Here is an 11,657-nt window from a genome sequence, read left to right as displayed (position 1 = left end):
TGCCCTGCGATCAATTTCAGCCTCGATAAACTTCCAGATTACTCCACCGACTTGTTCAACGAATAATCCCGCAACTTGTTGGCAATGGTCGTATGGGAAACGCCCAATCTTTTCCCCAGCGCCCGGCTACTTGGAAATTCACTCATCAAACTTTCCAATACCGCCCTTTCAAACCGCCCGACAATCTGCGAAAGATCGCCATCCAGGGAAAACTCGCCCAACGGTTGGCGCGCGCCATAATCCGGCAAGCGGATATGTTCGCTCTTCACCACCCCGCCTTCGCACAGCGACACCGCCTGGAACAACACGTTCTCCAACTGGCGCACATTGCCCGGCCAATGATACTGGCCGAGCTTCTCCATTGCCGTCGGCGCCAGGCGCGGCAGCGGGCAGCCGATCTGCCGGCTGGCCTGGTCGAGGAAGTGCTGCACCAGCCCTTCCAGGCCGTCCATGCATTCGCGCAGCGGCGGGATGTGCAACGACAGCACGTTGAGACGGTGGTAGAGGTCCTGGCGGAACTCGCCCCGGGCGCACAGTTCGGAAAGGTCGACCTGGGTCGCGCAGATCACCCGTACATCCAGGTACACCTCTTCGTCGCTGCCGACCCGGCGGAAACAGCCATCCTGCAAGAAGCGCAGCAACTTGACCTGCAAGCGCGGGCTCATCTCCCCCACGCCGTCGAGGAACAATGTGCCGCCAGCCGTCAGCTCCAGCAGCCCCAGCTTGCCCTCGGCCCGCGCGCCTTCGAACGCCCCTGGCCCGTAGCCGAACAGTTCGGTTTCGGCCATCGACTCGGGCAGGCCGGCGCAGTTGAGCGCCATCAGCGGCGCCTGGCCACGCGGACTGGCCAGGTGACAGGCCCGCGCCAGCAGCTCCTTGCCGGTACCGGTCTCGCCCTCGATCAGCAGCGGTGCATCCAACGGTGCCATGCGCCGCGCCTCGCGCACCACGGCGGCCATTACCCGTGAGCTCTGGAAGATGCTGTCGAACCCACGTAACTCCTGCTTGCGCACGTTGTAGATGCGCTCACCGATACGGTCCGCGCGGTGCAGGGTGATTACCGCGCCGGCCAGGGCTTCACTGTCGTCATGCTCGGACTGCAGCGGTGCGATATCGGCCAGGAACACATCGCCCTTGACCTTGATCCGCAGGCCGTTGATCCGCGATTTGTTGGCCCGTATCAGCTCCGGCAGGTCGAAGTCCTCGACATAGCGCGACAGCGGAATGCCCGGTACTTCGTCGACCCTGACACCGAGCAGCTGCGCCGCGCCGCGATTGGCGGCGACGATGCTGCCGCCCATGTCGATCGACAGCACCGGGAAGTCCAGCGCCCCCAGCAGCGCATTGAGCTCCATGTGCCGGCGCTCGCTGGGCATCAGGCCGACACGCTTGACCCCGAACACCCCGGCGATCGACTCGAATTTGGGCCGCAGGGCCTGGAACTGCAGGTTGATCAGGTTCGGGCAGTGCAGGTAGATGGCGTTGCCATGGTCACCTCCCACTTCGCCGCGCAACACGTTGATCCCGTACTCCACCAGCAGGTTGAGGATGTCCCGCAATATACCGATGCGGTTCTGGCAGTGCACTTTGATGCGCATAAAGGTTCTCTAAGCGGCCGAGTTTTTGCTCGCGCCACGGAAAAGTCGTAAAGATAAGCTGACAAAAATAGCCATCTGCCCAGCTCGATGTCCGTGATTTTCCGGGATGACGCTGATTTTGTAAAATTATCGTTACGCACAGAAGACAAACGGATACGCAGGATCTGCCCTCACCCCGGTGCAAAACCTCGTTTGTAGGGATATTCCTAAGGTATGTCCTGTACATAACAAGAACGCCCTCACCAGGAGAGCCACATGAAACAGACGCAATACGTGGCACGCGAGCCCGATGCGCATGGCTTTATCGACTACCCGCAGCAAGAGCATGCGGTGTGGAACACCCTGATCACTCGTCAGTTGAAAGTGATCGAAGGCCGGGCATGCCAGGAATACCTGGACGGCATCGACCAGCTCAAGCTGCCCCATGACCGCATCCCGCAGCTGGGCGAAGTCAACAAGGTGCTTGGCGCCACCACCGGCTGGCAGGTCGCCCGCGTCCCCGCGCTGATCCCCTTCCAGACCTTCTTCGAACTGCTGGCCAGCAAACGCTTCCCGGTCGCCACCTTCATCCGCACCCCGGAAGAGCTGGACTACCTGCAGGAGCCCGACATCTTCCACGAGATCTTCGGCCACTGCCCACTGCTGACCAACCCGTTCTTCGCCGAATTCACCCACACCTATGGCAAGCTCGGCCTGGCAGCGACCAAGGAACAGCGCGTCTACCTGGCACGCCTGTACTGGATGACCATCGAATTCGGCCTGATGGAGACCGCGCAAGGCCGCAAGATCTACGGCGGCGGCATCCTCTCCTCGCCGAAAGAAACAGTCTATAGCCTGTCCAGCGAACCGGAGCACCAGGCCTTCGACCCGATCGAAGCCATGCGCACGCCCTATCGCATCGATATCCTGCAGCCCCTGTACTTCGTCCTGCCGAACATGAAGCGTCTGTTCGACCTGGCCCACGAAGACATCATGGCCATGGTCCACCAGGCCATGCAGCTGGGCCTGCACGCACCGAAGTTTCCACCCAAGGTCGCTGCCTGAGCGCCCTTGTCGATAACAACTCAAACCGGAAAGCACCCATGAATGCCTTGAACCAAGCCCACTGCGAAGCCTGCCGCGCCGATGCGCCGAAAGTCACCGACGAGGAACTGGCGGAACTGATCCGACTGATCCCGGACTGGAACATCGAAACCCGCGACGGCCACATGGAGCTCGAGCGCGTATTCCTGTTCAAGAACTTCAAGCACGCCCTGGCCTTCACCAATGCCATCGGCGAAATCGCCGAAGCCGAAGGCCACCACCCTGGCCTGCTGACCGAGTGGGGCAAGGTCACCGTGACCTGGTGGAGCCACTCGATCAAAGGCCTGCACCGCAATGACTTCATCATGTGCGCGCGCACCGACGAGGTCGCCAAAACTGCTGAAGGGCGCAAGTGATGCACTTCTCGGCCATCGGTCGGGTCCCTGGCGACCCGATCCTGGGGCTGATGGAGGCCTACGCCCGCGACAGCAATCCGGCCAAGTTCGACCTGGGGGTCGGCGTATTCAAGGACGCCCAAGGGCTCACGCCGATTCCGGCTGCGGTCAAGCAGGCCGAGCAGCGCCTGGTCGAGCGGCAGGCCACCAAGAGCTATGTCGGCGGCCATGGTGATGCAGCGTTCACGCGCCTGGTCAGCGAGCTGGTGCTGGGCAGCAATTGCACACTGCTCAAAAGCCAACGCGCTGGTGCCACCCAGACCCCTGGCGGCACGGGTGCCCTGCGCCTGGCGGCGGAGTTCATCGCCCATTGTCTGCCGGGCCGCAGTATCTGGCTGAGCGACCCGACCTGGCCGATCCACGAGACGATCTTCGCCGGCGCCGGGCTCAAGGTGTCGCACTACCCCTACGTGGGCGCGGACAACCAGCTGAACGTCGACGGCATGCTCGCCGCACTGGAGCGGGCACCGCAAGGCGACGTGGTGTTACTGCACGCCTGCTGCCACAACCCCACCGGCTTCGACCTGGGCCAGGACGACTGGCGCGCGGTGCTCGACATCGTCAAGCGGCGCAACCTGCTGCCATTGATCGACTTTGCCTACCAAGGCTTCGGTGACGGCCTGGAGGAGGACGCCTGGGCAGTGCGCCTGTTCGCCGCCGAACTGCCGGAACTGCTGATCACCAGCTCCTGCTCGAAAAACTTTGGTCTGTACCGTGAGCGCACCGGCGCCCTGCTGGTGTGCAGCCACGACGCCGAGAAACTGCAGGATGTGCGCAGCCAGCTGGCCTTCATTGCGCGCAACCTGTGGTCGACACCGCCAGACCATGGCGCGGCGGTGGTCGCCGAGATCCTCGGGGACCCGGCACTCAAGGCGTTGTGGATCGAGGAAGTGAACGCCATGCGCCAGCGCATCGCCGAGCTTCGCGTCGGCCTGGTGAAAGCGCTGGAGCCCCATGGCCTGGCCGAGCGCTTCGCGCACGTCGCCGCGCAACGCGGGATGTTCTCCTACACCGGCCTGAACCCCGAGCAAGTGCGCCTACTGCGTGAGCGGCACAGCGTGTACATGGTCGGTACCGGCCGGGCGAACATCGCCGGTGCAGATGCCAAGCGCCTGGAGCAGCTGGCAGCGGCCATCGCCGACGTCTGTCGCTGAAACCTGGCCGCAGGGGCGTGGGAGCGGTTTGCTCCGCGATAGCACTATCGCGGGACAAACCGCTCCCGCGCCCCTCCTGCTTCCCCCTGTCCGATAGCCGCCCGCTAAAACCGACCAGCGTCCGGGAAAAATCCCAAACTGTCATCCAGACTGCTGTATCCTGCCCCAGCTTTTCGAAGCCTCACATGCGCCAAGCGCTGCCTTTTCACTCACACTTGCGAGGAACGACGAGATGCATGAAATCCCGAATCTTCCCTTCCCAAGCCTGAACCCCGAAGAGCAATCCGTTGCCGCCCACGCCGAACCGACGCCCGTCGTCGAGGACAGTGACGATCAATCCAGCGCCGACCAGGAATAGCCGCGCATCCCCCTCCGACTGTGTGAAAACGGCTGACCTGCGGGCTATCCCCGTCATCACGTTTTCACACCGTCCAGATTCCCCTCAGAATGCGATAACCCTGTACCACCCTGTCCTTGATTGAATCCACAGACTGTTGCCCTCCCTACAGGAGGCCACATGTCAATTGATTCCCAACCCACTGCCCACCCTCTCTGTGACGCATCTCCTACCGCTCAGCGTACTGGCGCCACACCCAGCCACTCAATATCCCAGAACCGGATACCGCCCCCTGGCAATGAACCAGCACCTGGTCACGACGCCACGCAGATTACCCCATCGCAACTGCTGGAAAGAATCCGAACACATGTAACAAGCTGGCACTCGACTGATGAAAACATGGATAACAACATCCAGGCATCTGCTCCTGTACTGGTCGCCGACAACTTGGACATTCCCCTGAGCGCGCCACGTGAGGCGCACGATCCGATCAGGGCAGTTCACCTCACTCTCAGATTCCTGCTGGACAACAACACGCAGTTCCCTGAAGACCCACGCTTCTTCTTTACCAATCTTATGGATCTGTACGGCAACACGAAGACCTACGCGCTGGTTGCCGCAGTATTGAGCGTTGCACCGGAAACCCTGACACCCCGCCACATCCACCATTTTTTTGCCCGCCTCGCATGGCTTAATGAAGCCTCGATTAAAACGGATACCGCGAGAAAGCAGCTGGATAACTTGTTGTTTGGTGAAAACATGCCGAGCACAGAGGCTGCCCGGCTGGGCAAGGAGGCATTTTTCGAACTGGGCGAACTGCTGGCCGGCGTGCCCAGCTCATTGCAGATGTGGATGCTGCAGTTCAAGCGTGGTCAGCGCCGAGACCTTGCTAGCGATTGGCTTGCGCAATGCCCTGCTGAAAACCTGTTGCAGGGCCTTACGGCATACGAATTGAGCCCGGCCCTGTCAGCCTTGGCATCCCTGGTCAGGACGCTTGAAGAATTACTGCCCACCACAGCAGAGTACGAAGATAAAGCACTGATACTTTCCCGAAACATGCACCTCACCCAGCCCATGATGAAGCTTCGTATCAAGGCGCTTGCTGCCGCCTCACAGATACCGACCTGGGTGGATGAAGATCGCTCTCACGATAACAGCCCACCGGTTGAATGGAGCAAGGCCCATACTCAGGACCTGGGCGTCCGACTTCTCAGGAAAGTGGCACTCCATGCAGTACACGGAAATACTGAAGCCTGGGTGAAGCTCACCCTTGAAAATGCTCAACGCGCCCGGGGCATGCAGGCGTTTTCCTTTGCAAACAAACTGAAGCAGGTGCACCCGTCACTAAGTAGCACAGGCTGCCTTCGATTAGCCTCCTTGCTGTTGCCCCTTACACCAACAACGCTTGCCCCCTCCCCGCTCGAACCTTTGCCTGACAGTCGAGCCCTGACGAGTACGCCACTCGCCTTCAACGACTGGTCTGACGACTGCTCCATCGACGAATTGTTCACGAACGCAGGCTTTGAACTGCTCTGCGAGCGCAAGCAAGACAAGCGACATTTGCTGATGCCTGCCCCACAAGCCTGGCAACTGATGATGCGGTCACTGCAGTTTGCAGACGTTTTCCGCCCCCTACTCGGACTTGCAGGTTGGTATGGTGCCTCTGTTGGAGAGTCCGCATCCCCGCGTGCGACACAAGCACTGGCAAGCCGAGCAATCATCGATCACTTTTTGGGGCCGCGGACGCAGTCGAATCGCTCGGTGGCCGAAGACTTTCAGGGCCACTGGGTATCCGAGTACAACCACCTGCAATTGCGTAATAAAATCTGCAACGCTATCACTGAGCGCAATCCTGGCATTTCCCCGGCCGCACTGGAGCTGCTCGAATACCTGCTGCTTCGCGAAATCGCTCCCGAACTGCTTGTTACCGGCACACCCGACTGGCTCTACTATGGCCGTTCTCTGCAAAGCGTTGCGCTGATTCACGGTGCCAGGCTGCTTGAAGCGATGATGCCCGGCGCCAGTTGCAGAGCCTCATTTGACAAAGTTGTCACATTGGCCAGCGACTTGAGTGCCTCTGATGATGAACAGGTACAGCGGCACTGGAGCAACGCCCTGGCCCTGCCGGCATTGCGCTATGCGAAGGCCCATGGCGCGCTTGCAGACTTGACGGTTGAGGACATCGGGCAAGCAACGGCACATCAGATTCAGCGTGCGCTGGAGTTCACCGCAGACGCACAAAAGTCCTTTGCTGAAGATGCAAGCCAGCTCGCCATGACGCCACCGGACCGCAAAACGCTGGCCGAAGAACAATTAAGCCAGGCCGGTGTTGACAGGCGATATTGGGACAAACCGATCGAAACCGATGGAACATGGCACTACCTGAGTGCCCGGGGCTTGGTCAAAGCGACCGTTTACACCTGGCACCACACCATCACCACTCCCGGGTTCGCGGACGATGTCGGCGCACCAAGCCAGCGGCCAATCATCGAAAACCTGACCCAGTTAGTCATGTCCGGCGATATCTATCGGGCCGGGAAAAGCACAGTTCCAACGCTGTATGAGCAGGCCTTCGAAACGTTCAAGGCCGACTGGCAGCAAGCTCATGCACGCCTGATCAAGCGCCTCTTCATGGAACTGCCGCAAGCTTTGCGCACACAGCTTCATACCTCCACCTGTGAAGTGAGCCGGGTAGCGTTCAACACACCGTCGGACAGCGAGGAGCAAACAGGAATCCAAGGCCTGTTCATCCGTTGCCAACCTGGCGACCACCGAGAAGATTTCGATAGTCACGACGCCAGTAAAGAGTATTTCTTCGAACTCACACCCAGTGCCGGTGCACTTCGTCCTTGCAACCAGCAATTCAGTTACAGGGTTGAGCCGAACACCGGTTTTAGCGGCAATATTGTCGAGACGATGGACAAGCACTGGGGGAACCACGACCGCGAACTCCAGGCCCGCGCGACCCCGTTGCAACCCCTGGACAGTGATGCCTATCTCAACGGAACCCCCTCGCGCCTGGCGAATCAGCTCCAGACGCCACGCAAGGGCAAACTGATTGCAGCATCGAGACGGGTCTATGCGCACCAGGCCAGTGAGGCCGACTTTTTCCAGGCATTGGCCACTACTGCGACAGCGCACCTCTACGCATCCACGCTGGCGCAGTTCAAGGCAGATCACACTCACACCACCCCATGGGAAGAGATGATCGCACTGGAGAAGAAGATCGCTGAATTCCTCGCGCGTGCGATCCTGCCTTTCTATGGCTGCATTTCCGATCTGGCGGAAGGTGATCACTCGGCAGGTGTGATCGCAGGGTGCGTAATGGATTCGATAGGCGTCCTGATACCGGCAGGCAAGTTCATTGCCTCGAGCGCGACAATCATACGTACAGCCGGTCGCCTCAGCTTGCGAGCCACTTGCGAAGCAATGAGCAGCGCTATCGTGGAGCTGGTCAGCCACTTGGCCCAGCAAAGCCCGGTTCTCGTATATAGAGATATGGGCCGACTTGCACGCTGGCTATCCGTAAAGTCCTGGGAAAAGCTCGCGCAGCCTGCGCTGCGTTGGCTGCACGACCTGCGAGGAACCCCTCCACTGGTGCACATGACGCAAGAGGGTGCATACAGCATTGCCCTGAAAGTCTTGAGTGAGAGGGCGCATCCCTACTCAGAGAACGTCCTGATGCAGGTGGGAAATACCGAAAACTGCCTCGTGCAGGATCTAGGCACCCCAGAAAAAACAAGTTACAAACTGCTTGATCCACACGACAACCTGCCCTACGGACCTAGGCTTATCGTCGAAGGAACGGCACAAGCACCTTCATTGACACCCTTGAAAAGCCTGGGCTCGATTAGTCCAGGGCATTATCCGACACGTATCGCAGGCGTCATGTCCGAAGACGACAAGATAAGCCTGGCTATTGCTGAAGCATGTCGTCTAAGGGTTCGTTACAAGGGTGCAGCGCACTACGACATCCAGATTGATGGTCACGAATACCACCTCGATGCCAACCTGCCCGAACCTTGCCTGACGCAACTATCCAATACACCAGTCAGCGACCTGGAGGCCATATCAGCCTCGGAGGTGACCTGTCGTCTCAGGCGCGACCTGGAGGAGGCCTCTTGCATACCATTCACCAAGTTGATCAGCCTTCCCGTCGAACGCACGCTTCCCAATCAGCCCCCACTGACACGCGGGCAGGAAATCAGCCAGGCATTCGAGGCGAGGGAGTTTCATCTTGAGCGCCGAAACATCGCGGCCACAGACCTGAGTTCGGCCACCTCGCTGGATCTGCTGGTTCACGAAGGAAAGTTTTGCAAATGGGACCATGCGCCCATCAAGGGAACACGGCCTGTCCAGTTCACAAGGGAAAAGAAACTGCTTGCACTGAGCACGGAGCAATGCAGCAGCCTGGGGCTACCCAACACACCGACTTACCTACCCCAGATCAACGGCCGCATGTCCAGGGAGCGTAACTTCGGCCTATCACCCGCGATCAGTGGCACGCAGGCCAAGGCAATCAACCCCCACGTTCCAGTCGTAGAACTGGAACAAGTATCAGAACAGATCGTGGATAAACGACGCTTACGCGGGCTCAATATGGAGTGGAACGCGCAAAAAAGCATCTACGTGGAAGTAGACAACGGTAAGTTTTATAAAACCCCTCAAGGCCCGGGAGCACTCACATTTACCCCAGTGACCGACGCCAGTGAAATCGACGAGTACTTGCGCCTGTCCAATCAGTACCGATTCGTCGCCGAGCGGCCCGGCAGTTCAACCGATCGAGACAATATTGCCAAGCTGCTGTACTGCGCCCTCGTGGGGAAACGTGAGCCAGGGCTGCAGGCGTGGCTTGCGGCCTCCCCCGCCAACAAGGACTACCAAGCATATGCGCGATGGTGCCTCGACAACAATGAACGCAATGAAATGCTTCACTATGCAGAAAACATCCTCTCGGGGGAGCACGCCCAACAAGGTCTTATAAACGAAACAAGAAGTCTGATTTCAGACTGGAAGCCCATCACTCGACGCAATATCGCCGAAAAAAACAGCATCGTCGAAACCCTGAATGAGCTGCTGCCGATTCAAGGGAGGGAGGAGCTTTGGGTGCCATTGACGGTCAATAATATCGCCCAGCGCGATGTCGCTGTAATGATTGGCCAGCAGATGAACAACAGCAACCTGGCGTTTGCTTCGATTGTCACCAAGGATGGAAAAAAATTCGTCTATTACGCACTAGCTGGCGGCAAACGAGCGGAAGGATTACATCTCAAACCCTATACGCCCGACGGAAACAGCCACAACGTAGGCGATACCACCTACATCGATGCCGGTGCGCTGATGCATAACCGCGCACCTGATCCAGACATCGTCAGCCTCCCCGTTGTGCGACATTCGGGTAGGGTGTCGGTTCGAACGTATGACCGCTATCTGGATTCGGAACGCCTGATTGCAACCATCCTCAAGGAAAAACACCCCTCGAACAGCATCTACTCAATCCATATGTTTACTCGAATGGATACCTGCAGATCCTGCGGGGGGGTGGTGCTCCCTCAACTGAGGCTCAACTACGCCGACGCCGACTTCTGGGTGACCTACCTGGACCAGTATCCAATCTGACTCCGCTCAGACTCAGGTGATAACCGTGGCTCGGTCTTGACGACCGCGGCCGCCTCATCCCCCTCTCGATCCAAGCTTCATACCCAGCCTGGGTCGAGATGGCTATCATGGCGAAGCCTCAGCTTCACCACGATTGGAACCCCACATGCCCCAGCTTCACCTTTCTTCACCAAGGACCACCGCCCAGGTGGTGGCCATCGTCCTGTTCACCTTCATCGGCTACCTGAACATCGGCATTCCCCTGGCCGTGCTGCCTGGCTACGTGCACAACGACCTGGGTTTCAGCGCCGTGGTCGCCGGCTTGGTGATCAGCGTGCAGTACCTGGCCACCCTGCTCAGCCGCCCTACTGCCAGCCGCATCATCGACAACCTGGGCAGCAAGAAAGCGGTCATGTACGGCCTGTTCGGCTGTGGCCTGAGCGGCGTCTTTATGCTGGCCTGCAGCTTCCTCACCCACCTGCCCTGGCTGAGCCTGGCCTGCCTGCTGATTGGTCGCCTGGTGCTGGGCAGCGCCGAAAGCTTGGTGGGCTCGGGTTCGATTGGCTGGGGGATTGGCCGGGTCGGCTCGCAGAACACCGCCAAGGTGATTTCCTGGAACGGCATCGCCAGCTATGGCGCATTGGCCATCGGCGCGCCGCTGGGCGTGGTGATGGTCAAGCACCTGGGGCTGTGGAGCATGGGCGCGAGCATCATCCTGCTCGGCATACTTGGCCTACTGCTGGCCTGGCCCAAGCGCGCCGCGCCGGTGGTGGCAGGGGTGCGGCTGCCATTCCTGCGCGTGCTGGGCAAGGTTTTTCCGCATGGCTCGGGGCTGGCCTTGGGCTCGATCGGTTTCGGCACCATCGCCACCTTCATCACCCTGTACTACGCCAGCCGCGGCTGGCCCGACGCCGCGCTGACCCTGAGCCTGTTCGGTGCCAGCTTCATCTGTGCGCGGCTGCTGTTCGGCAACCTGATCAACCGCATCGGCGGCTTTCGCGTGGCTATCGCCTGCCTGTCGGTAGAAACCCTGGGCTTGCTGATGCTCTGGCTGGCGCCGACGCCCGGACTGGCCCTGGCCGGCGCCGCGTTGAGCGGCTTCGGTTTCTCGCTGGTGTTCCCGGCACTGGGGGTGGAGGCGGTCAATCAGGTATCGGCGGCCAACCGTGGCGCGGCGGTGGGGGCCTACTCGCTGTTCATCGACCTGTCGCTGGGCATCACCGGACCCTTGGTGGGGGCCGTGGCAGCAGGCTTCGGCTTTGCCTCGATTTTCCTGTTCGCGGCAGCGGCAGCGGGATGCGGGCTGGTGTTGAGCTTGTACCTGTTTCGCCAGGCGCGGCGGATGCGCCAAAGTGCACATTAATCCTGATTCGGCTGTAGCTTCACCGGCCTCATCGCCGGCAAGCCGGCTCCCACAGGGTTAGCGCATGGCTCGGGCTTATGCGATCAGAGTGGGAGCCGGCTTGCCGGCGATTGGGCCGCATAGCGGCCC

Annotated in this window: 7 protein-coding genes; 6 read left to right on the top strand and 1 reads right to left on the bottom strand. The window is 59.9% G+C overall.

From position 1 onward, the window contains the following. Positions 1-38: 38 nt before the first annotated feature. Positions 39-1,598: a sigma-54-dependent transcriptional regulator gene (locus ACQ4OD_RS23025; protein WP_102683096.1), complete on the bottom strand. Its 1,560-nt coding sequence runs from the start codon at positions 1,596-1,598 to the stop codon at positions 39-41. A 255-nt stretch (positions 1,599-1,853) separates the two neighbouring features. Between ACQ4OD_RS23025 and phhA the strand changes: the two genes are divergently transcribed. The 6 genes from phhA to ACQ4OD_RS22995 all read left to right on the top strand — a co-directional run bounded on the left by phhA (position 1,854) and on the right by ACQ4OD_RS22995 (position 11,528). After that, positions 1,854-2,642 carry a phenylalanine 4-monooxygenase gene (gene phhA / locus ACQ4OD_RS23020; RefSeq protein WP_023628482.1) on the top strand — a complete coding sequence of 263 codons (789 nt, stop codon included), beginning with the start codon at positions 1,854-1,856 and terminating at the stop codon, positions 2,640-2,642. Positions 2,643-2,680: 38 nt separating this feature from the next. Then, positions 2,681-3,037 (top strand): 4a-hydroxytetrahydrobiopterin dehydratase, encoded by a 357-nt coding sequence (locus ACQ4OD_RS23015; RefSeq protein WP_023628481.1) that lies wholly within the window; start codon positions 2,681-2,683, stop codon positions 3,035-3,037. Next, the gene (locus tag ACQ4OD_RS23010; RefSeq protein WP_177486060.1) at positions 3,034-4,230 is read left to right on the top strand and encodes an amino acid aminotransferase; all 1,197 of its coding nucleotides are present in this window, start codon (positions 3,034-3,036) and stop codon (positions 4,228-4,230) included. Before ACQ4OD_RS23015 ends, ACQ4OD_RS23010 begins: the two co-directional genes overlap by 4 nt. 232 nt (positions 4,231-4,462) lie before the next feature. Then, positions 4,463-4,588 carry a hypothetical protein gene (locus ACQ4OD_RS23005; protein ID WP_256582632.1) on the top strand — a complete coding sequence of 42 codons (126 nt, stop codon included), beginning with the start codon at positions 4,463-4,465 and terminating at the stop codon, positions 4,586-4,588. Between the two features lie 378 nt (positions 4,589-4,966). Continuing rightward, positions 4,967-10,186: a deaminase domain-containing protein gene (locus ACQ4OD_RS23000; RefSeq protein ID WP_430944990.1), complete on the top strand. Its 5,220-nt coding sequence runs from the start codon at positions 4,967-4,969 to the stop codon at positions 10,184-10,186. Positions 10,187-10,331: 145 nt separating this feature from the next. Next, positions 10,332-11,528 (top strand): MFS transporter, encoded by a 1,197-nt coding sequence (locus ACQ4OD_RS22995; RefSeq protein ID WP_430944989.1) that lies wholly within the window; start codon positions 10,332-10,334, stop codon positions 11,526-11,528. Positions 11,529-11,657 lie beyond the last annotated feature (129 nt).

It is taken from the genome of Pseudomonas sp. WC1, from assembly GCF_050586565.1.
GTDB lineage: Bacteria > Pseudomonadota > Gammaproteobacteria > Pseudomonadales > Pseudomonadaceae > Aquipseudomonas.
Note: the sequence above shows the minus strand (reverse complement) of the source record. Positions and strands in the feature narration are given on the sequence as shown.

What these genes read in the sequence shown, in the direction of transcription:
- ACQ4OD_RS23025 (WP_102683096.1), bottom strand. Translation starts at nt 1,598, where the DNA reads ATGCGCATCAAAGTGCACTGCCAGAACCGCATCGGTATATTGCGGGAC.
- phhA (WP_023628482.1), top strand. Translation starts at nt 1,854, where the DNA reads ATGAAACAGACGCAATACGTGGCACGCGAGCCCGATGCGCATGGCTTT.
- ACQ4OD_RS23015 (WP_023628481.1), top strand. Translation starts at nt 2,681, where the DNA reads ATGAATGCCTTGAACCAAGCCCACTGCGAAGCCTGCCGCGCCGATGCG.
- ACQ4OD_RS23005 (WP_256582632.1), top strand. Translation starts at nt 4,463, where the DNA reads ATGCATGAAATCCCGAATCTTCCCTTCCCAAGCCTGAACCCCGAAGAG.
- ACQ4OD_RS23000 (WP_430944990.1), top strand. Translation starts at nt 4,967, where the DNA reads ATGGATAACAACATCCAGGCATCTGCTCCTGTACTGGTCGCCGACAAC.
- ACQ4OD_RS22995 (WP_430944989.1), top strand. Translation starts at nt 10,332, where the DNA reads ATGCCCCAGCTTCACCTTTCTTCACCAAGGACCACCGCCCAGGTGGTG.